General features: G+C 76.1%; 20 protein-coding genes and 1 pseudogene. 8 read left to right on the forward strand and 13 right to left on the reverse strand.

Going from position 1 to position 23,858, the window contains the following annotated elements; translation table 11 throughout:
- Positions 1-64: 64 nt before the first annotated feature.
- Positions 65-880, reverse strand: a pseudogene (locus tag GKE82_RS28565) (glycosyltransferase); the annotation flags it as partial.
- Positions 881-903: 23 nt separating this feature from the next.
- Between GKE82_RS28565 and GKE82_RS14150 the strand changes: the two are divergent.
- A complete protein-coding gene (locus tag GKE82_RS14150) occupies positions 904-1,623 on the forward strand; it encodes a ZIP family metal transporter (protein ID WP_107567524.1) in 720 nt (239 codons plus the stop codon).
- A gap of 8 nt (positions 1,624-1,631) precedes the next feature.
- Positions 1,632-2,597 carry a glycosyltransferase family 2 protein gene (locus GKE82_RS14155; RefSeq protein ID WP_309233606.1) on the forward strand — a complete coding sequence of 322 codons (966 nt, stop codon included), beginning with the start codon at positions 1,632-1,634 and terminating at the stop codon, positions 2,595-2,597.
- A 21-nt stretch (positions 2,598-2,618) separates the two neighbouring features.
- Here the strand turns inward: GKE82_RS14155 and GKE82_RS14160 are convergent, their stop codons facing one another.
- Positions 2,619-3,779, reverse strand: coding sequence for an acyl-CoA desaturase (locus GKE82_RS14160; RefSeq protein ID WP_154733740.1), 1,161 nt, complete (start codon positions 3,777-3,779; stop codon positions 2,619-2,621).
- Positions 3,780-3,809: 30 nt separating this feature from the next.
- Positions 3,810-4,892: a ferredoxin reductase gene (locus GKE82_RS14165; RefSeq protein ID WP_154733741.1), complete on the reverse strand. Its 1,083-nt coding sequence runs from the start codon at positions 4,890-4,892 to the stop codon at positions 3,810-3,812.
- A 74-nt stretch (positions 4,893-4,966) separates the two neighbouring features.
- Here GKE82_RS14165 and GKE82_RS14170 point away from each other — a divergent pair, with 74 nt between their 5' ends.
- Positions 4,967-6,112 (forward strand): helix-turn-helix domain-containing protein, encoded by a 1,146-nt coding sequence (locus GKE82_RS14170; RefSeq protein ID WP_154733742.1) that lies wholly within the window; start codon positions 4,967-4,969, stop codon positions 6,110-6,112.
- 10 nt (positions 6,113-6,122) lie between these two features.
- On the opposite strand, the gene GKE82_RS14175 is transcribed toward GKE82_RS14170, so the two are convergent.
- Complete coding sequence (locus GKE82_RS14175; protein WP_196189235.1) at positions 6,123-7,568, reverse strand: lipopolysaccharide biosynthesis protein; 1,446 nt, start codon at positions 7,566-7,568, stop codon at positions 6,123-6,125.
- A 25-nt stretch (positions 7,569-7,593) separates the two neighbouring features.
- Here GKE82_RS14175 and GKE82_RS14180 point away from each other — a divergent pair, with 25 nt between their 5' ends.
- Positions 7,594-8,745, forward strand: coding sequence for a glycosyltransferase (locus tag GKE82_RS14180; RefSeq protein WP_196189236.1), 1,152 nt, complete (start codon positions 7,594-7,596; stop codon positions 8,743-8,745).
- 3 nt (positions 8,746-8,748) lie between these two features.
- Here the strand turns inward: GKE82_RS14180 and GKE82_RS14185 are convergent, their stop codons facing one another.
- Positions 8,749-9,921, reverse strand: a complete 1,173-nt coding sequence (locus GKE82_RS14185) for a serine protease (RefSeq protein WP_196189237.1) — start codon at positions 9,919-9,921, stop codon at positions 8,749-8,751.
- Between the two features lie 43 nt (positions 9,922-9,964).
- On the opposite strand from GKE82_RS14185, the gene GKE82_RS14190 reads away from it, so the two are divergent.
- The 3 genes from GKE82_RS14190 (at position 9,965) to GKE82_RS14200 (ending at position 12,909) form a co-directional block, all read left to right on the forward strand.
- A complete protein-coding gene (locus GKE82_RS14190) occupies positions 9,965-10,648 on the forward strand; it encodes a response regulator transcription factor (RefSeq protein WP_309233607.1) in 684 nt (227 codons plus the stop codon).
- Positions 10,645-11,862 carry a HAMP domain-containing sensor histidine kinase gene (locus GKE82_RS14195; RefSeq protein ID WP_154733746.1) on the forward strand — a complete coding sequence of 406 codons (1,218 nt, stop codon included), beginning with the start codon at positions 10,645-10,647 and terminating at the stop codon, positions 11,860-11,862. Before GKE82_RS14190 ends, GKE82_RS14195 begins: the two co-directional genes overlap by 4 nt.
- 105 nt (positions 11,863-11,967) lie before the next feature.
- Positions 11,968-12,909, forward strand: a complete 942-nt coding sequence (locus tag GKE82_RS14200) for a cation diffusion facilitator family transporter (protein WP_154735171.1) — start codon at positions 11,968-11,970, stop codon at positions 12,907-12,909.
- A 6-nt stretch (positions 12,910-12,915) separates the two neighbouring features.
- Here GKE82_RS14200 and GKE82_RS14205 read toward each other — a convergent pair whose 3' ends face one another.
- Positions 12,916-13,605, reverse strand: a complete 690-nt coding sequence (locus tag GKE82_RS14205) for a metal-dependent transcriptional regulator (protein WP_154733747.1) — start codon at positions 13,603-13,605, stop codon at positions 12,916-12,918.
- 120 nt (positions 13,606-13,725) lie between these two features.
- Between GKE82_RS14205 and GKE82_RS14210 the strand changes: the two genes are divergently transcribed.
- Positions 13,726-14,301 carry a hypothetical protein gene (locus tag GKE82_RS14210; protein ID WP_154733748.1) on the forward strand — a complete coding sequence of 192 codons (576 nt, stop codon included), beginning with the start codon at positions 13,726-13,728 and terminating at the stop codon, positions 14,299-14,301.
- On the opposite strand, the gene GKE82_RS28570 is transcribed toward GKE82_RS14210, so the two are convergent.
- The 7 genes from GKE82_RS28570 to GKE82_RS14250 form a co-directional block, all read right to left on the reverse strand.
- Positions 14,291-15,325: a hypothetical protein gene (locus tag GKE82_RS28570; protein WP_230316172.1), complete on the reverse strand. Its 1,035-nt coding sequence runs from the start codon at positions 15,323-15,325 to the stop codon at positions 14,291-14,293. The two genes, GKE82_RS14210 and GKE82_RS28570, sit on opposite strands and share 11 nt — an antisense overlap.
- Before the next feature lie 531 nt (positions 15,326-15,856).
- Positions 15,857-17,359: an O-antigen ligase gene (locus GKE82_RS14225; protein ID WP_154733751.1), complete on the reverse strand. Its 1,503-nt coding sequence runs from the start codon at positions 17,357-17,359 to the stop codon at positions 15,857-15,859.
- Entirely contained in the window at positions 17,360-19,237 is a 1,878-nt protein-coding gene (locus GKE82_RS14230) for a N,N-dimethylformamidase beta subunit family domain-containing protein (protein ID WP_154733752.1), read from the reverse strand.
- Entirely contained in the window at positions 19,234-19,776 is a 543-nt protein-coding gene (locus GKE82_RS14235; RefSeq protein ID WP_107567539.1) for a histidine phosphatase family protein, read from the reverse strand. Before GKE82_RS14235 ends, GKE82_RS14230 begins: the two co-directional genes overlap by 4 nt.
- Entirely contained in the window at positions 19,773-20,549 is a 777-nt protein-coding gene (locus GKE82_RS14240; RefSeq protein WP_107567540.1) for a phosphosulfolactate synthase, read from the reverse strand. The genes GKE82_RS14235 and GKE82_RS14240 overlap by 4 nt, the downstream gene beginning before the upstream one ends.
- 16 nt (positions 20,550-20,565) lie before the next feature.
- Positions 20,566-21,819, reverse strand: coding sequence for a LytR C-terminal domain-containing protein (locus GKE82_RS14245; RefSeq protein WP_154733753.1), 1,254 nt, complete (start codon positions 21,817-21,819; stop codon positions 20,566-20,568).
- 12 nt (positions 21,820-21,831) lie between these two features.
- Positions 21,832-23,802, reverse strand: coding sequence for a nucleoside-diphosphate sugar epimerase/dehydratase (locus GKE82_RS14250; protein WP_107567542.1), 1,971 nt, complete (start codon positions 23,800-23,802; stop codon positions 21,832-21,834).
- Positions 23,803-23,858 lie beyond the last annotated feature (56 nt).

A 23,858-nucleotide genomic window follows, 5' to 3' on the forward strand; every position in this document is an offset into this window, starting at 1 on the left:
CTCCCGGTAGGGGGAGGACGACGAGGTCGGCCCGGTCCAGCAGCGCCGCGGCCCCCGGATCGGTGATGAACCGCTCCACCCAGCGGACCCCGCCCGCCGCGTCGGCGGTCGCGTGCAGCGCGCGCGTGTCCATCCGGGGCATCCCGGCGATCCACAGCTCCGCGTCGGTCTGCCCGGCGCGCCGCAGCAGCGACCACGCGTCCAGCAGCACGTCGAGGCCCTTGTACTCGCGGAAGAGCCCGAAGAAGAGGACGACCGGCACGTCGCGCCCCACGCCCTTCAGCTCCGGCGGCAGCGCCGCGCCCTCCGGGTCCGCGGCCGCCAGGCCCGCGAGGTGCCCGAACGCCCCGTGCGGGATCACGGTGATCTTCTCGGCGGGCACGTCGGCCTCGAGGACGAGCCGGTCGCGGCCGTGCCGCGAGTGCGCGATGACGTGGTCGACCCGGTGGTAGACGCGCTTCTGCGCCGCCAGCTGCCCCCAGCGCGGCTCCCGGGGCAGGATGTCGTGCGCGGTCAGCACGACCGGCCGGTCGCGCGGCAGCAGGAACGGGTCGACGTGCTGGATCGCGCACCACTGCACGTGCAGGACGTCGGCGCGCTCGCGCCGGGCGCGCCGGGCGACCCCGCGCATCCCCGGCACGTGCTGGGCGACCTTCGCCCCCAGCCGCAGCGGTCCGGGCAGGCCGCCGCCGTGGCGGTAGAACCGCTCGCGCAGCTCGTAGCCGGCCGCAGCCGCGCGGCCCCCGTCCCACGGCGCCTCCGCGTACGGGAACCGGCTCGTCTCGAGCACCACGTCGAGCCCGCGCGCGGCGAGCGCCCCGCAGAGGGCGTGGTCGTAGGGCGGGGTGAAGGCCGAGGGGTCGACCTGATGGACGCGCACGGCCGGGAGTATCGTCGCCCGCGATGGGATCCGCGGCCCTGTGGGGCCTCATCTCGGCCTCCTCGCTGCTGCTCGGCGCGCTCGTCGGGCTGCGCGTGCGGCTGACCGACCGGGTGCACGGGCTGCTGCTCGGCTTCGGCGCCGGCGCCCTGATCAGCGCCGTCGGCGTCGAGCTCGCGCTCGAAGGGCTCGCCGAGGGCTCGGTCCTCGTGCTCTCGGTCGGCCTGGCGGTCGGCGCGCTGCTGTTCGTCGGCGGGAACCTCGTGCTCGAACGTCGCGGTCCCGGCCGGGAGCGGCGCGTCGCCGACGGGGCGGCGGTCGCCGGCGGGGCGCTCGCGCTCGGCGCGCTGCTCGACGGCGTGCCCGAGTCGGCGGCGATCGGGCTCGGGCTCGCGCAGGGCGACGGGGTCGGCGTGGCGCTGGTGGCCGCGGTCTTCCTCTCGAACTTCCCCGAGTCCGTCGGCGCCGCCCACGACGCGCGGCGCGCCGGCACCCCGGCCGCCGCGGTGCTGCGGCTCTGGACCGGGATCGTGCTCGCCTGCGTCGTCGCGTGCGTGCTCGGCCGTGAGCTGCTCGGCGGTGGCGGCGAGCCGGTCGCGTTCGTGCAGGGGCTCGCGGCCGGCGGCATCCTCGCGATGCTCGCCGACACGATGATCCCCGAGGCCTACGAGCACGGCGGCCGCGCGGTCGGGCTCGTCACCGTGCTCGGCTTCACCGTCGCGCTCGCCCTCTCGCAGGCATGATCCGGTCCGTGCCGGTGGACCTCGTCTTCTGCGTCGTGAACACCAACGGCCGCGAGCTGCTGCTGCGCGGGCTCGACGCGATCGCCCGCGAGCAGGCGGCGGGCGGCTTCACCAGCCGGGTGCTCGTGCTCGACAACGCCTCGGTCGACGGCTCCCCCGACGCGGCGCGCGCCCACCCCGCGGTCGACGAGGTCCTCGCCCTGGACCGCCGCACGGGCAAGGCGCAGAACGACTCGACGCTGCTGCGCCGCGCGCACGAGGACGGCGCCCGTCACGGGCTGCTGCTCAACGAGGACAGCGAGCTGCGGCCCGGGGCGGTCCGCGCGCTGCTCGCCGCGCTGGACGCGGACCCGCGCGCCGGGGCGGCGGGCGCCGCGCTGCTGCGGCCCGACGGCGCGACGCAGGCGGCGGCGTGGCGCTTCCCGGGACTCGGGACCGCGGTGGCGTCCGCGCTGCTGCTGCACCGGCGGCTCGTCGTGCAGGGCGACGGCACCACGCCCACGACCCGCCGGGTGGACTGGGCGCAGTCCGCCTGCCTGCTCGTGCGCACCGAGGCGGCCGCCCAGGTCGGCTACCTCGACCCGGACTTCTTCGTCTACAGCGACGAGGTCGACTTCGCCCGGCGCCTGGCCGACGCCGGCTGGCACTCCCTGTTCGTCCCCGGCGCGGTCTGCGTGCACCACGAGCAGCTCTCCACCGGCAGCGTGCCCGAGCGCCGGATCGTCGAGATGGCCCGCGGCCGCGACCGCTACCTGCGCAAGCACCACGGGACGGCGACCGCGCTGGTCGTCCGCGCGCTCACCGCGCTGCCGTACGCGCTGCGGACCGTCGCGGCGCTCGTGCTGCCCGGCCACGACCCGCGCCGCTACGCACGGCACGTCACCGCGACGCTGCGCCCCGGACGTGGCGAGGGCCTGCGCGAGGCGGCGGAGGCGTTCAACGCCACGGTCGCGGACGGCCGCGACGCGCGCTGAACGGCCCCGCCGGCCGCCCGCTCAGGCGACCGCCGCGAGCGGCCGCGGGTCGGCCGCGGCGACGTCCGGCAGGTCGGTCGCGAACGGCGCGGGCGCCTGCTCGCCGCCGCCCGGGAGCGAGAGCCGCAGCACCTTGCGCCAGACCTGCAGGTACTGGGTGAGCAGCGGCCCCGACGTGTACGGGAGGTCGTAGCGCTCGCACAGCTCCCGCACGCGCGGGGCGATCTCCGCGTAGCGGTTGCTCGGCACGTCCGGGAACAGATGGTGCTCGATCTGGAACGACAGGTTGCCGCTCATCAGGTGCATGAGGCTGCTGCCGTCGATGTTGCAGGAGCCGAGCAGCTGCCGCACGTACCAGCCGCCGCGGGTCTCGTCCTCGAGCTGGGACTCCTCGTAGTCGAACGTGATCGCGCCGTCGGGGAAGTGGCCGCAGAAGATCACCGTGTGCGACCAGACGTTGCGCACGAGGTTGGCGGTCAGGTTTCCCGCGAACGCCGGGACGGCGCTGGGCCCCGAGAGCAGCGGCCACAGCACGTAGTCCTTGGCGAACTGCTTGCGGGCCTTGCGGCCGATCGACTTCAGCTCCTCCTTGGCGACCGACCAGGGCTTGCGGCCCTTGCGGACCTCCGCCATCTCGAGGTCGTGCAGCGCGATCGCCCACTGGAAGACCGCGGCGAGGACCAGGTTGTAGACCGGCTGACCGAGGTAGTACGGCACCCACCGCTGCGCCGGGTCCAGGCGCAGCGTGTCGTAGCCGATGTCCCGGTCCTTGCCCACCACGTTCGTGAACGTGTGGTGCATGTAGTTGTGGGAGTGCTTCCACGACTCGGCGGTGGAGGCCGAGTCCCACTCCCACGTGGTCGAGTGGATCTCCGGGTCGCGCATCCAGTCCCACTGGCCGTGCAGGACGTTGTGCCCGATCTCCATGTTCTCGAGGATCTTCGCGACGCTGAGCATCGCGGTCCCCGCCACCCAGGCGGGCGGGAACAGGGAGACCAGCAGCGCGGCGCGACCGCCCACCTCGAGGCCGCGCTGCGCCTTGATGACGGAGCGGATGTACTCGGCGTCGCGCTCGCCGAGGTCGGCGAGGACCTCGTCGCGGATCGCGTCGAGCTCGGCGCCGATGGCGTCGAGGTCGGCGGGGGTCAGGTGGGCGATCGGGCTGTCGGTGGTGGTGCTCATGGCGGCTCGTTTCGGTCGGGGGGACGCGCGTCAGAGGTCGATCTCGACGTCGCCGGCGGCGGCGGAGATGCAGGTGCGGATCGGGTCGGGCTGGTCGGGGTCGGCGGTGACGAGCTCCCCCGTGCGCAGGTCCACGACCGAGCCGGAGCACAGCGCCCCGACGCACGTGTGGCAGATGCCCATGCGGCAGCCGCTGGGGAGCAGCGCCCCGGCCGACTCGCCGGCCACGAGCAGCGGCGTCGCGCCGTCGGCGTCGACCTCCTTGCCCGCCCGGCGGAAGCGGATGCGCCCGCCCGCCGCCGTGGCGCCCGCGGCGGGGACGACCGGCCGGAACCGCTCGAGGTGCAGCGCGTCGGGGACGCCCGCCTGCGCGTAGCGGGCGGTCAGCGCGTCGAGCAGCCCGGCGGGCCCGCACGCCCAGGCGGGGCGCGCCCGCCAGTCGGGGCAGTGCTCGTCCAGGCGGGCGACGTCGAAGAGGCCGTCGCGGTCGTCGAGGTGCTCGACGACGGTCAGGCCGTCGTGCTGGGCGTGCAGGCGGCGCAGCTCGGCGCCGAAGATCACGTCGTCCGCGGACGGGGCCAGGTGGATGTGCACGACGTCGCGCAGCCGCTGTCGCGCGGCGAGGTCCCGGAGCATCGACATCACGGGGGTGATGCCGCTGCCGGCGGTGACGAACAGGAGCGGTCCGCCGGTGGCGGACAGGCGCGCGGGCAGCGCGAAGTCGCCCGCGGGCGGGGCGAGCCGGACGATCGTGCCGGGCCGCGTGCCGTGGACGAGGTGGCGGGAGACCACCCCGTCGTCGATCGCCTTGACGGTGATCGCGATGCGCCGGTCGCGGCGCGGCGCGGGGGAGGTCAGCGAGTAGGTGCGCCAGTGGCGGACGCCGTCGACGTCGACGCCGACGCGCACGTACTGGCCGGGGACGTGGGCGGGCAGCTCGCGGGTACGGATCCAGATCGTGGCGCTGTCGCGCGTCTCGGGCAGGACGGCGTCGACGCGGCCGCGCAGCTCGCGGGTCGACCACAGCGGGTCGACGTACTGCAGGTAGTCCTCCGGGAGCAGCGGCGTGGTGACGGCGGTGGCGAGTCGGGCGGCGCGCGACAGCAGGCTCATGCGTCCATGGTTCCCGACGTGGAAGCGAATTTCTGCCCTCGATCGTCACATCATTCCGTGTCATTCTGTTGGAAATGCAACATCAGGGAGTCACGCCGTGGCAGGACATCCCCCCGTCCCTGGCCCCCGGTCTGCAGGAGCGCATCCCCCGGATCACCGAGGACATCATCCGGGCGGTCCGGGCCGAGGTGCGCGAGTACGACCAGCCGCTGGAGGGCGAGTTCGGCCGGCTCATCTCGCAGGGCGTGCGCCAGGCGCTCGAGCAGTTCGTCGGCCTGCTCGGGACCGCGCAGACCGCGCCGGACGCCGGGATCTACGCGGCGATGGGCCGCGCCGAGCTCGACGCCGGGCGCACGCTCGACGCGCTGCAGTCCGCGTACCGCACCGGGGCGCGGGTCGCGTGGCGCGGGCTCGTCTCCGAGGCGGACGGGCTCGACCCCGGCGTCATGTTCCGGCTGGCCGAGGCGATCTTCGCCTACATCGACCAGCTCGCCGCCGCGTCGGTGGCCGGCTACTCCGAGGCGCTCGCCTCCCGCGCCGGCTCGGTGCAGACCCGGCGCCAGGCGCTCGTCGACGAGCTGCTCGCCGAGCAGCCGTCCGCGACCGCGGTCCGCGCGGCGGCGCGGGCGGCGCAGTGGACCGTCCCCGAGACCCTGGCCGTCGTCGTCGCCGACCACGCCGACCCGGTCGCGCTCGTGCGCCGCGCCCCGTCCGGCACGCTGCCCGCGCGCACCCCGGACGGGGCGGTCCTGATCGTCCCCGACCCCGACGGGCCGGGCCGCCGGGAGCGGCTCGCCGCGTGCCTGGCGGGCGTCGCGAGCGTCATCGGCCCCACCGTCGCGCCCGGCGAGGCGCACCGCGCGGCGCGCCGGGCGGCGGTCGCGCTCGGCCGGCTGCAGCCGGCCGGGCCGGTCCGCGCCGACGAGCACCGCCTCGACCTGCTGCTCGCCGCCGACCCGCCGCTCGTCGCCGAGATCGTCCAGGCGCGGCTGGGACCGATCGCCGGCCTCTCCCCCGCCGCGCGGGCGCGCGCCCGCCGGACGCTGCGCGCCTGGCTCGACACGCACGGGGACGTCACGCGCATGGCCGAGCAGCTGCACGTGCACCCGCAGACCGTGCGGTACCGCATGGCCGGGCTGCGCGAGCTCCTCGGGCCGGAGGCGTTCGACGAGCCCGCCGCCCGGTTCGAGCTGCAGGTCGCGGTCCGCGCCTCGTCGTGAGCCCGCCGCCTCAGCGGGGCAGCAGCGCGCGCAGCCGGGCCCGCTCGGCCGCGGAGAGGAACCGCGTCGCCAGCAGCAGGACGGGGATCCAGGCGAGCCACGCCACCCGGCTCAGCCAGCCGACGGCGCCAGCGGTCGGCAGCAGCAGCTCGCCGCTGACCGCGACCGCGGAGAGGATCGCGACGGCGAGCGCGAGACGGCGCCACTCGAACGGCACGACGAACAGCCGCCGCGTGAGCAGGTGCAGCACCGCGATCATCACGAGGTAGGCGACCGCGAGCGCGATCCCCGCCCCGGCGATCCCCAGCGGCGGCACGAGCAGGACCATCGCCAGCACGTTCACCGCGACGCCCGCCAGCGCCGCGGGGAAGTTGCGGGTCGTCACCTTCGCGCGGCCCGCGATCGTCACGAGCACGAGGTTCAGCCCGTAGAGCGCCCAGCCGAGCGCCAGCCACGGCAGCGCCTCGTGGGCGGTGACGAAGTCGGGGCCTGCGAGCAGGTCGACGACCTGCCGCGAGAGCAGCGCGAGCGCGGCGACGGTCGCGCCCGTGACGAGCACGTACAGCGTCGTGATGAACGCGTAGAGCCGCCGCGCCTCGTCGTCGTCGCCGACGCTGTAGACCAGCGGCGGCCACGCGGACTGGAACGCGCGGACCGCGACGATCACCGCCGTGGCGAGCTTCACCGCGACCGCGTAGACGCCCGCGGCGGCCGGGCTCTCCACCCGCAGCAGGTAGGCGCGGTCGACGACGTTCAGCAGGAACACGGTCGCCTCGGCCGGGACGGTCGGCAGGCCGAACGCCAGCGGCGCGGCGAGCCGAGCGCGGACCCCGGCGGGCAGCAGCCGCACACGGTCGCGCAGCGACCACCAGACCCCCAGCAGCACGACGGTCGACGCCGCGTAGTTGCCCAGCACGTAGCCGACCGCGCCCGCGTCGAGGCCGACGACGAGCGTCACGGTCAGCCCGACCGTCAGCAGGACGTTGGTCAGCGACGCGGCCAGGTACGCGCGCCGTCGCTCCTCCACGCGCAGCAGCGCGTAGGCGATCTCGAGGTTCGTGAACGCCCACAGGCCCAGCAGCCCCGCCGCCATCAGCTCGCGGTCGCGGGTGCCCAGCAGCAGCTGCGACAGCGGCCCGGAAGCGAGCAGCCCGAGGCCGAGCACCGCGGTCGAGCCGAGCACGACGAACCCGGTCGTCGCGCGCGCCAGCGCGATCCGCCGGTCGTGGTCCTCGTCGTCGAACCAGAACCGCACGAGCGCCTCGCCGACCCCGGCGCGCAGCAGGATGCTGCCGAGGATCACGAACGTCAGCAGCGTCTCGGCGTAGCCGTAGTCCGCGGTGGTCAGGTGCCGCGTGTACAGCGGCAGCGTGACGAGCGCGAGCAGGGACGCCAGCAGCCCGGCGGCCTGGTAGGCGGCGCCGGAGGCGACGAGCCGCTTGAGGTATCCGCCCACGGCGCGCACCGTATCGTTGCCCGTCGTGACCGGCCGCCCCGTCGCCCTGCTCCTGCTGCCGCGCGCGCTCGAGGGGTTCATCCTGCGCGACCAGGTGGAGGACCTGCTCGAGGGTCCCGGGGTCATCGCCGCCGACCCGCCGCGCGTGCCGTACGGGGCGCTCGCGCGCCTCCCCGCGGGCCTGCGCGAGACGATCGCCTCCGGCCAGGCCCGGCGCCTGTTGAAGACGCTGCGCAAGGGCCTCGCCCGCCGCCACGGCGGCTCGCGCTCGGACGTCCGCATCGGCGTCGTCGTGATCTTCCACGCCGTCCAGGAGCCGCTCGCCCGGCATCTCGTGCGCCGCGCGGGCGAGGACTGCGAGCTCTGGTACGGGCGCTGGGACCGCTACGAGGCCGCGCACGACGCCGCCCCGCCGCTGCGCGCGCTGCTCGCCGAGCTGCACGAGCGCGCCGCCACCGCGTCGGCGCTGACGTTCTGCGCGAGCGTCGAGCTCGAGCGCCAGGAGCGCGACGCCGGCCGCGACGCGGTCCTCGTCGGCCTCAGCGGCGGCGACTTCCCGGCCCCCGAGCCGCTGCCCGTGCCCACGGCGGCGGAGCTCGACGCCGTCGCCCCCGGGGCCGGGACGGCGGTCACCGACGGCGAGGTCGTGGCGCTGTCGCTCGGCCACCTCGGCCGGCGCACCGACTGGGCGCTGCTGCGCGCGCTGTGCGAGCGCCGGCCGGGGCTGCGGCTGCTGCTCGTCGGCGAGCGCCACGACGACGAGATGCCCGACGACCCGGACTTCGCGTGGGTGCGCGACGCCCCGCAGGTCGTGTGGTGCGGGCGGCGCAGCGACGACGAGGCGGCACTGCTGCTGCGCGGCGCCGACGTCGGCCTGCTGCCGTTCCGCGTCGACCCGTTCAACGACGCCGGCCTCCCCTACCGGATCGTCAAGGCGGCGAAGCTCGGCCGCCCCACGATCACCCCGGACCTCGCGGGCGTGCGCACGTGGGAGCAGGCCGTCGAGGTCGCCCCCGACCTCGACGCGTTCGCGGCCGCGCTGGACCGCGCGGCCGGGGCCCGCCACCGGCCCGACCTCGAGCTGCGCGCGTGGGCGCTGCGGCAGACCCCGCGCCGCGTCAACCGGCCCCTGTGGGACCGGCTGCGCGAACGCGGGGTCGACACCGGCGGGCGCTGAGCGCTACTCGACGCTGACCGTCAGCCGGGCGGGCTGCACGGTCCGGCGTCCTCCGCTGCTGACCACCGCGGAGAGCCGGACCGTGCCGAAGGGCAGCTGGACCTGTGCGACCCATCGTCCCGCCGCGACCCGCCGGGCCGCGACCCGGCGGTCGACGGCCGCGTACCTGCGGCCCGCCTCCCGCCGGATCCGCACGACGACGCGGTCCGCGATCGTGCCCGGCGGCACGCGGACCTCCACGCGGCAACGGACCCCCGGACACGTGATCGCACCGAAGCGCGCCGTGCCCCGCCCTGCCGCGGGCGTCGTCAGCGGGGAGGTGGGCGCGGTGGTCCCCGCACCGCCACCCGAACCCTCCCCGGCGGTTCTCGCCGCCCCGTCCGTGGCGCGCACGATCCATGCCGCGCGGGCGGCGACGCGCGCGTAGACCCCCGGCGCGTCACTCCTCCCGCAGGCGTCGGCGCCGAACGAGACGATCCCGATCTGCCGGCGGAGCCCGTCGTCCCCCGTGACGACGAGCGGCCCGCCGGAGTCCCCCTCGCACGAGTCGGGTCCCCCGAGCCCGCCCGCGCAGACCATCACCGCCGGGAGGAGGTCCTCCCCGTACGCGTCGGCGCACGCGGCGGTCGACCGGACCGTCACGGTCGCCGCGCGCAACGCGTCGGTCCCCTCGTCATCGGGGTCGCTGGAGGTCCGTCCCCAGCCCGACACCTCCGCCCGTGCCCCGGCCGGCGCGTCGCCCGGTCCGGCGAGGAGCAGCGACGGGACCGGCACGTCACGGGTGAGCGTCAGGACCGCGACGTCCCCCTCGCTCGTGCGCCGGTTCCACGTCGGGTCGATCCGGATCGCCGCGACCCCCGTGCGGCGACCGGTCTCCTCGTCGGAGAGCCGCGTGCGGCCCGACACGACCGTGAGGCCCTCCGCCCGTTCCCCCTGGACGCAGTGCGCAGCGGTGAGGACGTGCCGGGGCGAGATCACGCTGCCACCGCAGAACTGGCCCTCGTAGGCGGGCTGTCCGGCGGTGATGATCGCGACCGTCGACGGCTGCTGCGCGACCGGGGACGGACTGCCGTGGAGCACCCGCCACGCCGCGCCGCCGTCGACCGCGAACGCGCTCGCGGACGGAACCACGACGGCGGTCGCGGCGATGAGGAGGAGGGTGCGGGGCACGGGCATGGCCGGGATGGTGCGACACGGCCGATGAAGCGAAGATGAAGCGGTGCGCATCCTGGTCGTCGAGGACGAGACCGACATCGCCGCCGCGGTCGCGACCGCGCTGCGGGACGCGGGCTACGCCTGCGACGTGGCCGCCGACGTCGCGCAGGCGGACCTGCTCGTCGACCTGCATCCCTACGACGCGGCGGTGCTCGACCGGCGGCTCCCCGACGGCGAGGGGCTCGAGCTGTGCGCGGCCTGGCGGGCGGCGGGGCACGGCTTCCCGGTGCTCGTGCTGACCGCGTTCGACGGGACCGCGGCGATCGTCGACGGGCTCGGCGCCGGCGCCGACGACTACCTGACGAAGCCGTTCGCGGCGGCCGAGCTCGTCGCGCGCGTGCAGGCGCTGCTGCGCCGCGCCCCGGTCGCCCCGCGGCCGGTGCTGCGGATCGGGGCGCTGGAGATCGAGCGCGGTCCGCGCCGCGTGCGCGACGGGGCGGTGGTGGTGTCCCTGACCGCGAAGGAGTTCGCGTTGCTGGAGCAGCTCGCGCTCGCCGACGGCGCGGTCGTCGACCGCTACGCGCTGCTGGAGTCCTGCTGGGACCACGCGGCCGAGCCGGGCTCCAACGTCGTCGACGTGCACGTGCGCGCGCTGCGCCGCAAGCTCGGCGCCGACGTGGTCGAGACCGTCCGCGGCGCGGGCTACCGGATCGGGGCGTGCCGCGGCAGTGCGGGGGACGCGTCGTGAGCGCCCTGCGGCGGCGGCTGACGGTCCTGGTCGGGGTCGCGGTCGCGCTCGCGATCGCGGTGCCGTCGGCGCTGCTCGTGCGCGCCGACGCCGACCGTCGCGCCGAGGCGCTGGACGGCCAGGTGCGGCTGTCGGCCCGCGACATCACCGCGATCGTCGGCGAGGGCGAGGAGGCCGGCGCCCTGGACGTCGAGGCCTACCAGCAGGTGCCGCGCGCGCCGGGCGCCCCGCTCACCGCGGTCGTCGGCGACGACGGCGCCCAGGTGGTCGCCGACCGGCAGCCCGGCGACGCGCTGCTGGACCGCGCGCTCGTGCTCAGCGACCGCGACGAGAGCGACCCGGTCGACGCCCCCGGGGACGTGCGGCTGGTCGCGCTGCCGATCATCGGCGAGGACGACCAGATCGGCACGGCCATGGCCTGGTCGCCGCTGCAGCCGTTGCGCGACCGCACGCGCGAGCTCGCGCTGCGCACCGCGGTCGGGGCGATCGCCGGCTGGCTGCTCGTCTGCGGGGCGGCGTTCGTGCTGATCGGGCGCGCGGTCCGCCCCACCGATCTCGCGGTCGCGCGCGAGCAGGCGTTCCTCGCCGACGCCGCGCACGAGCTGCGCACCCCGTGGGCGATCGTCCGCGGCCGGGCCGAGCAGGCGCAGCGCGACGGGGTCCGCGACGAGGACCTGCGCGTGATCGTCGCGACCGCGCAGCGCGCCGGGGACACCATCACCGACATGCTCGAGCTCGCCCGGCTCGACGCGGGCCGCGCGATGGTCGTCGCCGAGCCGCTGCGGCTCGACGCGCTCGTCGCGACGTGCCTGGACGAGCGGGCCGACGAGGCCTCACGGCGCGCGGTGCGCGTGCGGCTCGACGCGCCCGACCGCGTCGTGGTGCCGGGCGACGAGCGGCTGCTGGCCCGCGCGATCGGCAACCTGCTCGACAACGCGCTGCGCCACGGCGGCGAGGGCGGCGTCCTGCGCGTGGCGGTGCGCGAGCGGCCCGAGGGCGGCGCCGAGATCGAGGTCGAGGACCGCGGTCCGGGTATCCCGCCGGGCCAGGTCGACCGGGTGTTCGACCGCTTCCACCGCGGGGCGGGCGCGACCGCGGGCGGGGCGGGGCTGGGCCTGCCGATCGTGCAGCTCGTCGCCCGCGCGCACGGGGGCGAGGTCACCGTGCACGACGCGGCACCGGGCGCCCGGTTCGTGCTGCGCCTGCCGCGCTGAGCGCCTCACTCCGGAGTTGGGCGCGGCACATCCTCCACGAAGCCGGACCACGAAGCGCGGGGGTGCCACGATCCGCCGGTGAGCCCCGTCGAGCAGCGCCACCGGATGATCCGCCTCGTGCGGCTGTCGGTGCTCGCCGCGGTGGCGACGATCGCGCTGAAGACGGCCGCGTGGGCGGTCACCGGGTCGGTCGGCCTCCTGTCCGACGCGGCCGAGTCGCTCGTGAACCTCGTGGCCGCGCTCGTCGCGCTGTTCGTCGTGCACTGGTCCACGCAGCCGCCCGACGAGGAGCACGCCTACGGGCACGAGAAGGCCGGCTACCTGTCGGCGGGCCTGGAGGGCGGCCTGATCCTGCTGGCCGCGGGCACGATCGGCTACGGCGCGGTCGACCGGCTGATCGACCCGCAGGAGCTCGACAGCGTCGGGATCGGCCTGGCGGTGAGCGCGGTCGCGACCGTGATCAACCTCGTGATGGCCCGCGCGCTGATCCGCACCGGGCGCGCGTACGCGTCGATCACGCTGGAGGCGGACGGCAGGCACCTGCTGACCGACGTCTGGACCTCGGTCGGGGTCGCCGTCGGCATCGTGCTCGTCGTCGTCACCGGCTGGGAGCGGCTGGACCCGATCATCGCCCTGCTCGTCGCGGCGAACATCGTCGTCACGGGCGTCGGCCTGATCCGGCGCTCGACGAGCGGGCTGATGGACAAGGCGCTGGAGCCCGACGAGCTCGCGCGCGTGACCGCGGTGCTCGACCGTCACCGCTGCGCGGAGGTCGAGTTCCACGCGCTGCGCACCCGCCGGTCCGGGCCGCGCGCGTTCGTGTCGGTGCACGTGCTGGTCCCGGGCTCGTGGAGCGTGCAGCACGGCCACGACGTGATCGAGGGGATCGAGGCGGACCTGCGGGCGGCGATCCCGCACGGGCTGACGACGATCTTCACGCATCTCGAGCCGATCGAGGACCCGGTGTCGTTCGCCGATCGCGACCTCGACCGTCGTGACAGCGGGCCGGCGGACGCCGCGGCCGCGCCGGACGCGCGGCGCGACTGACCGCGCTCAGCCCGCGGTGACGAACACGTGGCTGGCGGCGCGGTCGCCGACGACGAGCTCGTCGCGGCCGAGCGTCACGGTCACGTGCCCGGCGGCGGGCTGCACGTCGCGCACGGCGAGGTCGGCGCCCGGCACGAGGCCCGCGCCGAACAGCCACCGCACGAGCTCCGGGTCGCTCTCGACGACGCCGACGACCGCGCAGCGCGTCCCGGCCTCGAGCTCGACGAGCCGGCGCAGCGCGCCCGCCTCGGCGCGCTCGTCGGCGGCGCCGACCGGCCAGCCGTGCGGGCAGCGGCCCGGGGAGCCGAGCCGCTCGTGCAGGCGGTCGACGAGCTCGGGGGTGAACGCGTCGCGCATCTCGACGGCCATCGGGTGCACCTCGGCCGGGTCGTAGCCGAGCATGTCGACGAGGAACGTCTCGATCACGCGGGTGGCGCGGACGCCGCTCTCCGCCAGCGCGATGCCCGCCGGGGTGAGGGCCAGGGCACGGCCGGGCCCGCGCTCGACGAGGCCCTGCTCGTCGAGGCGGCGGAGCATCTCGCCGGCCGAGGCGCGCGAGACCCCGAGGCGCTCGGCGACGCGCGCGGCGATCGGCGTGGCCGCCTCGGAGGGCCGGTAGACGCCGACCGGGAACAGGAGGCCGTAGAGGACCTCGACGTAGTCGACGGCCCGGGAGTTGCCGCGTGGCGCGCTCACCGGCCCATCCTACGTCGCGACCGGGCGGGTCGAGGCGCCCGGTCCGGCAATCCCGATCGTTGCGGTTTGTATTAGGGTGGCCTAAGCTCCGCCGACCGTCCGCCACCCGGGAACACCGCCATGACCTGCACCACCGACCGCTGCGCCACCGCCGCCGACTGCACCCGGCACGTCGCGCTGCTCCTCGCCGGGGACCGCGGCACCGCCGCCGCGCGCTCCGCGGCCGCCGCCGACGCCGCCCTCGACGACCTGGCGGCCGCGCTGCGCGCCTGCCGCTCGGGCTCCGCCGCGCGCGAGCTGCGCGCCTGCGCCGCCGTGCTGGCCGAGCGGTTCACGGTCGACCTCGGCGGCACGCCCGCCACGCTCGCCCCCGACCGGGTCCTCGCCCGCGGTGCCGGCGCCCCGCTCGTGCTCGGCGCGATCGCCGTCACCGCCGCGCGCCGTGGCGGCGTCGCGCTCGGCCTGCTCGCCGGTCCCCACGGGCGCTACGCGGTCGCGCACGCCACCTACGCCAAGCCGCTCGTGCTCGACCTGCAGGAGGGCTTCGCGCTGCAGGACGTCGGGGGCCGCGAGTCGCTGCACCGCTGGCTCTGCGCGCACGAGACCGCGCAGCGTGTCGCCGAGCTGCGCCGCAGCGGCCGGCGGAAGGACGCCCGCACCGTGGCGCCCGCCGCGGCGCCGGCGCTCAGCAGCTGACGCCGGCCACGAACGTCCGGTTGCGTGCGACCTCGCGGAACCCGTCGGGGAGCCGGTTGGTCGTGCGCGGGGTGCCGTCCGCCCGGCCGATGCGCCGCACGTTCTTCTCCCCCACCGCGACCAGCGCCACGCCGGTGCTCGGCAGCAGGCCCGCGGCGCGGCGGCGGTCGTCGGAGCGGGCGATGACGTCGGCCTCACCGACGTCGAGCACCCAGCGCGTGTCCGGCACGAGCCGGTAGTTCGGCAACGTCACCGGGCCGCAGCGCAGCCCGTCCTGCACCGCGGGCACCGCGAGGACGGCCTCGAGGTCGTCGTGCACCGCCCGCAGGTAGCGCAGCTCGGTCGCGAACCGGCCGGGGGCGTCGGCCTTCACGACCGCGACCGCGAGGACGCCGAGGACCGCGCCGGCGATCGCGCCGCCCCGCCAGAGCGCGCGGCGGGCGTGCCCGGCCTCCAGGAGGGTCCACCCCGCGAGCGCGATCGCGGCGAACAGGCACAGCGCGACGACCGGGACCGTGAGGTAGCGGGGCAGGATCGACAGGCCGGCCACGCCGACGCCGACGAACGTGATCGCCCCGGCCCCGAACAGGGCGGCGAGGACGTGCAGGGCGCGCAGCCCCAGCGGGCGCGCGGCGAGCAGGCACAGCGCGATCCCGCCGAGCGCCGCCGCCGCGACGGGCGGGCGGGCGGTGTCCGACAGGAACGAGACGAAGGCGCGCGGCACGGCCGCGATGCCGCGGTCGCGGCCCAGCGCCTCGGCGAGCGCGCTGGTGGAGTTGAGCGAGAACAGCGGGTCGCCGGTGACCGCGAGGTCGCTCAGCGCCCACAGGACGGGCGCCACGAGGACGCCGGCGAGCAGGCCCGGCCGGGCGAGCGCATCGCGCGGCCCGACCGCGGCGCGCCACGGCGTGCCCGCGGCGAGCGCGGCCCGCACGCGCGCCGCCGGTCCGTGCCAGAGCCACAGCAGCCCGGCGAGCACCCACGCCTCGGGGCGCAGCAGGCCGGCGAGGACCAGCAGCAGCATCGGAAGACCCGCCCCGGGCTGTCCATCTCCGGCCCCCGGAGGGGCGGTGAATGTCCGTTCACCGCCGGGTGGCCGGGGGTCGCCGGGGGGCGCCGGGCCTCCAGGGCGGCCGCCCACAGGACGAGGGCCAGGAACGGGACGTCGACGTAGCCGCGGGCGGCGAACAGCAGGAACGCGAACGAGGAGCCCACGAGTGCCGCGGCGACCGCCCCGACCGGCCGGTTGGCGACCGCGGTCCCGAGACGGTAGACCGCCCAGCACAGCAGCACGTGGCTGACCGCGGCGAGCACGACGACCGCGCGGTCCGCGTCGTCCCCGAACAGGACGCCGAGCACGAGCCCGACGAGGTTCCACAGCGGATGCTGGGTCGGGGCGGCGTACGCCTCGAAGCTCGGCAGCACCCCGTCGGCGAGCTCGCGCCCCCAGACCAGGGCGTAGTAGCTGTCGTAGTTCGGGTAGGTCGGGACGAGCAGCGCCGCGACGAGCGCCGCCACCGCCAGCGCCCCGAAGACGAGCCGCTCGGTCCGCGCGTCAGGCCGGGACGGCATCGGCGTCGACGTCGACCGCGCGAGGGCGACGGGCGGGCGGTCCCGCGCGCCACAGGGCGGTGCCGACCGCCAGCAGCGCCCAGGCCAGCGGGTCCTCCAGGAACGCGGCGTAGACCATCGTGTGCAGCAGCAGCGCGCAGAACGCCGCGCCGACCACGGCGCGCGGCAGCGACCGCGACGCGCCGCGCAGCAGCCGCGACAGCGCCGCCGCCAGCAGCGCGAGGTACACGGCTAGGCCGACGACGCCCTGCTCGGCGGCGACCGTGATCGGGATCGTGTGCGAGGCGCTCGCGGCGCGCGCCGCGGAGGCGCCCTCGCGGCGCCGGTACTCGCGGGCGAACGAGCCCGAGCCCTGCCCGAGCACCGGCGCGTCCCCGACGAGGCCGACGCCGCCCTCGATCAGGTCGTAGCGGCCGCTCGTCGCGTTGTCCGCGCTCTCGGCGTCGCCGAGGTCGAGGTTGATGAGGCCCGGGGCGAGCAGGACGAGCAGCAGTCCGGCGACGAGCAGGCCGCCGGCGCCGATCGCGGCGCGCCGCGGGTTCCAGCGCAGGCCGCCGAGCACCGCGAGGCCGAGCAGCAGCGCCGCGAACGAGGACTGCGAGAGCGTCAGCACGAGGCCCGCCCACAGCAGCGCGAGCGCGGCGGCGGTGCGGACGACGTCGGTGCGGTCGCGCGCCCACAGCAGCACGCCCGCCAGGCCGAGCATCACGATCGCCAGGAAGCGCCCGTAGATGTTCGGGTCGAAGAACAGCGAGTTGACGCGGAAGTAGTCCTCGAGCTGGTTGCTCGCGAGCACCTTCGGGTTCAGCAGCAGCTGCTTGGTGCCGTACTCGTAGAAGCCGATCAGCACGAGCGCCGCGGCGAGCCCGACGAGCACGAGCAGGCAGCGGCGCAGCAGCTCGGTCGTCCACGCCACGCGACCGAGCAGCAGGAACAGCGCCGCGAACGGCACGTAGAAGAACACGAGCTGCTCGAGCGCGTGGTCGACGTCGGAGGAGTACGCGGTCTGCGCCGCGTAGAGCACGAGCGTCGCGCCGAGCAGCCACTCCAGGGCGCCGGGGCGCGGCTCGGGCTCGGCGCCCGGGCCGGGACCGGCCGCGCGCAGCCGCGGCAGCGCGTACGCGAGCGCGCCGGCGGCGACGACGAGGTACAGCGGCAGCAGCAGGTTCGACGTCGACCCGCCGGCGCTGATCGGCACGCGGAACGGGATCGCGGCGACGGCGGCGAGCGGGAACAGCTGCGGGCGGCGGTCGACGACGCGCGCTCCGACGGCGAGGACCGCGAGCCCCGCGAGCACGCCGACCGCCGCGAACGCGGGCCGGTCGCGCAGCGTCTCGAGCTGGGAGCTGTCCCAGATGTGCGCGACGAGGATGACCGGCGCGAGCGCGAGCGCCCCGAGCAGCGCGGCCGCGCGACCGCGCGGGCTCGGCGCGACGAGCGCGGCGGCCGCCAGCAGCGAGCAGACGATGAGCGCGGCGACGTCCATCTACCGCGCCCTCGACAGGGTCCAGACGTTGCGCACGAGCGCGGCGAGCTCCGGCGAGGACGACAGCGCGGCAGGCAGCTCCGGCAGGCCGGTGCGGATCACGAGGCCGCGACCGAAGCGGGCGGCGACGATCACCGGCCGCGAGTTCGGGGTCACCGCGGCGGCGACGCGCTCGGCGCCATCGCCGAGCGCCTGCACGGGCTCGATGACCCGCAGGCCGCGGAACTCGCCCTCGGTCCCGGCGAACAGGTCGATCTCGTCCTGGAAGTCGGTGAGCGTCACCGGCGCGCGGACGAGCGCGCCAAGCCGCGCGCCGAACAGGTCGGTGGCCAGCGGGGCCGTCGGGTCGGTCAGCCGCAGCCGCGGGGTCTGGCGGACCTCGCGCTGCAGCGAGCGGGTGCCGAACAGCGTCACGGTGCCACCGGCGCGCGCGAACGCGCGCAGTGCGCGGCCCGCCCGCGTGTCGAGCCAGCGCACGTCGCCGGGCAGGATCACGCCCTGGTAGCCGTCGGCCAGCTGCGGGCCGCGACCGGCGGCGAGCGCCACGTCGGTGGTGACGTCGTAGCGGCGGCGGGTGCGGTCGAGGTGCGCCAGCAGCGGCGCCTCCCCCTGCGCGAAGCCGACCGGCAGGCCGTCGCCCGCACCGACGAGGATGCGCTGCAGGCGCACGGGCAGCCCGCGGTCCAGGACGTCGGGCAGGCCGTCGCCGTCGTCGTCGACGGGGTTGCGGCCCTGCCAGGTCGTCGCCGGCAGGACGACGAGCACGCCGCGGGGCTCGGCGCGCGTGCCGATCGTCGGCGTCGACGGGCGCACGACCCAGGGCACGCGGACCCGTCGCGTCCGCGTGCGGACGGTCAGCAGGTAGACGCCGCCGCGGGTGTCCGAGGCCGGCGCGGTGATCGACAGCACCGCGCGGGTGTTCGGCCGGCCGCTGCGGGCCAGGACGCGGCCCGGCTCGCCGAGCCGGCTGAGCGACCAGGTGTAGCGCTCCTGCCGGGCGTCGACGCCGAAGACGCCGCGCTCGCCGGCGCGAGTCGGCTCCAGCGGCGGCTGCACGCCGAGGTACCGGACGGTGATTCCGCCCCGGCCGGGGAACGGCTCCCCGTAGGTGGTGGTCGGCAGGCCGCGCCGGTCCAGCGGGACGCTCGTGCCGATGTTGCCGGCCTGGTCGCGGGCCTCGACGACGACGACGTACGTGCCCGGGGAGGCGTTGCGGCCGTCGGAGAGCCGGCCGTCCCACGGGAACGTCGTGGCGTCCGCGGGCAGGTCGGCGGGACCGTAGACGCGGCGGGTGGCGCCCGGCCCGGTCTTGAAGATCGTGACCTTCTTGCGCGGGTCCTTCCCGGCCGGGGCGGCGAAGCGCACGGTCGCGGGCTCGCCCTCGGGGTTGGGGAGCAGCTCCGGCCGCGGCCGGTCCGTGTCGGAGACCGGCCCGATCGACGTCACGCGGACGACGGGCGGCGTGGTGTCGAGCCGCACCGAGCGCTGGAAGACGATCGAGCGGCCCTGCTCGCGCAGCGTGAAGCGGTAGCGGTAGACGCCGTCCGGGGCGCGGCCGCCACCGTCGGTCTCGCCCTTCCAGAGCACGCGCGTGGGCGTGTAGCGCTCGACCGCGCCGTCGATGAGCGTGCGGACCGGGTCGCCGTCCGCGTCGACGACCTCGAGCTTCACGCGGTCGGCGTCGCGGAGCTTGAAGCGGATCCGCGCGCCGTCGAAGCGCCCGTCGGAGTTCGGGGAGAAGAACGGGTCGACCGTGACCTGCTGCAGGATCGACGGCTGGTTCTTCAGGTTCTGCGCGACGAAGAACGCGCCGAAGGTCGCGACCACCAGGGCGGCGAAGACGACGACCGCGGCCCGCCGCGTCGGCGGTGCGCTCACAGCGCCACCAGCGAGCCGTTCGGGACCTCGATCTCCATGAAGGCGTCCAGGCCCCGGGAGTGCGTGTGGCAGATCGCGACGCGCATGACGCCGCGGTGGCAGACGACGAGCGCCGGCAGCGCCCCGGCCTGCGTGACGTCGACGAGCCCGGCGACGACGCGGTCGAGCTGCTGGCGGAGCGTCTCGCCGCCCGGGAAGCCGAAGTCCTCGTCGGCGTGCAGGTAGTGCTCGAAGCCCTCGGGGTCGCGGGCGCGGACCTCGTCGTGCGTGAGGTCGGTCCAGTCGCCGGTGTCGGTCTCCATGAACCGCGGGTCCTCCACCGGGGACAGGCCGATGCGCGCGGCGACGATCTCCGCGGTCTGCCGGGCGCGCAGCACGGGGGAGCAGTAGAGCGCCGCCCACTCGTGGCGGGCGGCCTCCGCCGCGAGTTCGTGCGCCTGCTCGATCCCGCGCGCGTTCAGCGGCACCGCGGTCTGGCCCTGGAAGCGGTGGGCGACGTTGTAGTCGGTCTCCCCGTGGCGGGCGAGCGCGATGATCACGCGCGGTCCTCCGGGTCGTGGCGCTCCGGGGCCATCGTGTCGGAGCGCAGCCCGAGCCGCAGCGTCTCCAGCGAGAGCACGTCGGTCGGGGCGATGTTGCCGAGGTTGACCTCGTGGCCGAAGCGCTGCAGGAACCAGACCTGCTGGTCCTTGCGCGGGGCCTCGAACAGCAGCCGCTGCACCGGCAGGCCGTGCGCGAGCTCGTCGATGAGGCCCATGCGGACCTCCCCGTCGGCCCGGTAGATGCCGGCGGTGCCGGACTCGCGGGCCTCGGCGATGACCTTCCAGGCGCCCGCGTCGAGCTCGCCCTGGATCAGCTCGACCCAGCGGTAGGGGGCCATGATCCGCGTGTCGTCCTTGGATCCGACCTCGGAGAGGACGCGGAACCCCTCGGCGACGAAGTGGGCGATCAGCTCGCGCTTGCGGTCCGGGTCGAGCTCGATCGTGCCGTCGCTGACCTCGACGTGGCGGATCCCGAGACCGCGCAGCCAGTCGACGTAGGCGGGGACGCGGTCGTCGCGGATCGCGAGCTCGGTGAGCGTGCCGCCGAACGTGACGTCGACGCCGTGCTCGCGGTAGCGGGCGAGCTTCGCGTCGAGGTTGCCGGTCACGAGCGCGGTGCCCCAGCCGAGCTTCACGAGGTCGACGCTCGCGCCGGCGACCTCCATGAGCGCGTCGACCTCGGCGACGCTGAGCCCGCGGTCCAGGACCGAGGTCACCCCGGCGTCACGGGGCTTGGCGCTGCGCGCCGGGAGATCCAGGAAGCCGGACAACCGGGGCGTCCGGGGGCTACTGGCCCTGGTCGGCCCCGACGGTGACGACGACGGCCGCGTCGTCGCCCGCGATGAGGCGCGTGCCGTCGTCGAGGGCGGAGACGGCGCTGGCGGGTGCCCCGATGCGCCGGGCGACGTCCTCGGCGGCGCGCCGGTTGCCCTCCGCGAACTGCACCGTCGTGGTGGTCCGCGACTGGTCGTTGGCGTTGCCGATCGTGCCGGTCTTGTAGCCCGCGGCGGCGACCTTCTCGGCCGCGCCCTTCGCGAGGCCCGTCGTCGTCGTGCCGTTGAGGACCGCGACGGTCACGCTGGAGCGGACGATCTCCGGGGTCGTGGACGTCGACCGGGTGGTCGGACGGTCCTCGCCGTCGTCGTTGGCGACGTCGTTGGCGGGCGCGGTGGTGATGACGTTGCCGGGCGGCGGGCTCTCGTCGCCGCCACCGATCTGGGTCGCCACGAGCAGGCCGACGAGGACCACGGCGAGCACGCCGGCGGCGATCGCGACGATCCCACCGCGGGCGGCGGGATCGCCCTTCTCGCGGCCCCCGCCCGGGGAGCCGCCCGCCGGCGTCGCGGCGCTGGCGCGCACGCCGCCCGGGGTGGCGGAGGCGGCCGACACGCGCCGCAGCGGCACCGCGGTCTCGCCGGAGTCCTGGGTGGCCGGGCGGGTCGGCGGGAGCGTCAGCTCACCGGTGCCCCCGCCGGTGGGCGGCGGGCTGCTCGGCGGCACGGCGGGCGGCACGGCCCCGCCGGGGGTCACGACGGTCGGCTGGTCGGTGCCGGGGGCGGCGGGCGCCTTCGCGGCGCCGGCGGCGGTCGCGGCGGCCGGGACGGTCAGGGCGCCCGGGGCGCCGGGGTTCGCGGCCGGGACGGCGGGCACGGGGGGCGGTGGGGCCCCGGGGGTCGCCGCCGGGGTGCCCGGGACCGCGGGCGCGCCGGGCACGGCCGGCTGGCCCGGCGCGGGCTGGGCGGCGGCCTGGCCAGCGGCGGTCGCGGGCGGCGCGACCGGGCTGGCCGCGGCACGCGCGGGCTGCGCGACGACGCGGCGGCTCGCGGCGGCGGCCGCGGCCTCGGACTCGACGCGCTCCTGCAGCTCGGCGGCACGCTCCGGCGCCCGGCCGGCCCACTCGCGCAGGCGCCGCAGCTCGCGCGCCTGCCCGAAGTACAGGAGCGACATCACGGCGAGTCCGACGATGGCAGCGAACCCGGCGTACGCGCCGAGCGACTGGACCTTGTCGGAGAGCTCGAGGGCTGCGGGAGCCAGCGGCATGAATCGGGCAGTCTAGACCGAGCCGCCGTCAGGACGCCGCGCCACGCTCGGGGCGCGCGCCTCGGACGGCTGGACGGCCCCGGGGACGTGGATGGCCGACAGCTCGGACACCTTCGCCGCGAGCGCCGCGGCGTCCCCCTCGAGCACGAGCAGCTGGATCTGGTCGAACATCGCCTCGACCGTCTCGGGCTCCAGCGTCTCCCGCTCGGCCCGGCGGATCTTGTCCTCGTCGGTGGGGACGATCCGCTCGAAGTCGTTGAAGAGGTCCTCGTCGAGCTTCTCGCCCGGGCGGCGGCCGACGACCTCGATCGCGATGTCGCGCCCCGGGGTCAGGCCGCTGAGCTCGATCATGTCCTTGGCGAGCTGCAGGATCGACACCGGCTCGCCCATCTCGAGCACGAAGATCTCGCCGCCGGTCCCCATCGAGCCGGAGCGGATGATCAGCTGGACCGCCTCGGGGATCGTCATGAAGTAGCGGGTCATCCGCTCGTCGGTGACCGTGACCGGGCCGCCGAGCGCGATCTGCCGGCGGAAGATCGGGACGACCGACCCGGAGGAGCCGAGCACGTTGCCGAAGCGCACGCTCGCGTAGCGGGTTCCGGGCCAGCGGCGCCCCGCCGCCTCGACCGCGAACTCGGCCAGCGCCTTGGAGGCGCCCATCACCGTGGCGGGCGAGACCGCCTTGTCGGTCGAGACGAGCACGAACCGCTTGACGCCGCTCTCGCCCGCGATCCGCGCCATCAGCCGGGTGGCGATCGCGTTGTTGCGGACCGCCTCGACCGGGTTGAGCTCCATCAGGCCGACGTGCTTGTACGCGGCGGCGTGGAAGACGACCGTGGGCCGGTGGTGCGCGAACACCTCGCGCATCCGCTCGCCCTCCTTGCAGTCCGCGAGGACCGCGGCGAGCACCGACGGCTGCACGTGACGGTCGTCCTCGAGCTCGCGCTGGATGCGGAAGAGGTTGTCCTCGGCGTGGTCGAGCAGGATCAGCCGCCGCGGCGCGACGCGCGCGATCTGCCGGCACAGCTCCGACCCGATCGAGCCGCCCGCCCCGGTGACCATGACGACCTCGCCCTGGAGGTAGCCGCCGACGCGGTCGATGTCCATGACGACCGGCTCGCGGCCGAGGACGTCCTCGACCTGGATCTCGCGGACCTGCCGCACGACGTTGCCGCCGGTCTGCAGCAGCTCGAACACGGTCGGGAGGGTGCGGACCGGGATGCCGCGCTCGCGGCACTGCCGCACGATCCGGGCGCGCATCGTGCCGGGCGCGGACGGGATCGCGATCGTGACCTCGTCGGGCTCGACCTCGTCGAGGATCCGCGGCAGGTCCTTCTCCGTGTCCCCGAGCACGCGGACGCCGTCCACGCGGGTGCCGATCAGCCGCTTGTCGTCGTCGACGAAGCCGACCGGGTTCAGCCCGAGCTCCGCGTTGCGGACGATCTCGCGCAGCACGAGGCGGCCGCCGTCCCCCGCGCCGACGATGAGGATGCGCCGGGCGTCCTTGCGCGCGCGGAAGCCGGTGAGCGGCCGCTCGTGCACGGTCCGCGCCACGAACCGGGCGCCGCCGACGAACAGGAGCGTCAGCAGCAGGTGCAGCGCGAGGACGCCGTTGGGGATCGACACGCCGACGACGCCCGCGTCGCGCGAGATCCGCGTGACGGGGTCGACGATCGTCACGAGCACCGCGAGCGCGAGCGTCGCGACCACGACGCCCTGGACGATCCCGAGGAAGTCCCGCTGGCCCGTGTAGCGCCACCAGCGCTGGTACATGCGGAAGGCGCCGAACACCACGACGCTGATCAGGACCGCCCACCACCACGTGCGCTCGAACAGCGCGTCGTAGATCTCGGGCAGGCCCTGGTCGAACCGCAGGCGGTAGGCCAGGAAGTACGCGAGCGCGACCAGTCCCCCGTCCAGCAGCGCCTGCGGGACCGCGTGCCGGTGGAACGGGAAGGCCGTCGTCTTCGAGGGACGACGCATCGCGGGATTGTCGCACGGGCCGGACCTCACGGGGAGGCCCGGCCCGGCGATCGAGC

The organism is Conexibacter sp. W3-3-2, assembly GCF_009707605.1.
In the GTDB taxonomy this organism is placed as follows: Bacteria; Actinomycetota; Thermoleophilia; order Solirubrobacterales; family Solirubrobacteraceae; genus Paraconexibacter; species Paraconexibacter algicola.

What these genes read in the sequence shown, in the direction of transcription:
- GKE82_RS14225 (WP_154733751.1), bottom strand. Translation starts at nt 17,359, where the DNA reads ATGGACGTCGCCGCGCTCATCGTCTGCTCGCTGCTGGCGGCCGCCGCG.
- GKE82_RS28570 (WP_230316172.1), bottom strand. Translation starts at nt 15,325, where the DNA reads ATGCTGCTGCTGGTCCTCGCCGGCCTGCTGCGCCCCGAGGCGTGGGTG.
- GKE82_RS14245 (WP_154733753.1), bottom strand. Translation starts at nt 21,819, where the DNA reads ATGCCGCTGGCTCCCGCAGCCCTCGAGCTCTCCGACAAGGTCCAGTCG.
- GKE82_RS14150 (WP_107567524.1), top strand. Translation starts at nt 904, where the DNA reads ATGGGATCCGCGGCCCTGTGGGGCCTCATCTCGGCCTCCTCGCTGCTG.
- GKE82_RS14210 (WP_154733748.1), top strand. Translation starts at nt 13,726, where the DNA reads ATGACCTGCACCACCGACCGCTGCGCCACCGCCGCCGACTGCACCCGG.
- GKE82_RS14250 (WP_107567542.1), bottom strand. Translation starts at nt 23,802, where the DNA reads ATGCGTCGTCCCTCGAAGACGACGGCCTTCCCGTTCCACCGGCACGCG.
- GKE82_RS14200 (WP_154735171.1), top strand. Translation starts at nt 11,968, where the DNA reads ATGATCCGCCTCGTGCGGCTGTCGGTGCTCGCCGCGGTGGCGACGATC.
- GKE82_RS14185 (WP_196189237.1), bottom strand. Translation starts at nt 9,921, where the DNA reads ATGCCCGTGCCCCGCACCCTCCTCCTCATCGCCGCGACCGCCGTCGTG.
- GKE82_RS14160 (WP_154733740.1), bottom strand. Translation starts at nt 3,779, where the DNA reads ATGAGCACCACCACCGACAGCCCGATCGCCCACCTGACCCCCGCCGAC.
- GKE82_RS14170 (WP_154733742.1), top strand. Translation starts at nt 4,967, where the DNA reads ATGCAACATCAGGGAGTCACGCCGTGGCAGGACATCCCCCCGTCCCTG.
- GKE82_RS14165 (WP_154733741.1), bottom strand. Translation starts at nt 4,892, where the DNA reads ATGAGCCTGCTGTCGCGCGCCGCCCGACTCGCCACCGCCGTCACCACG.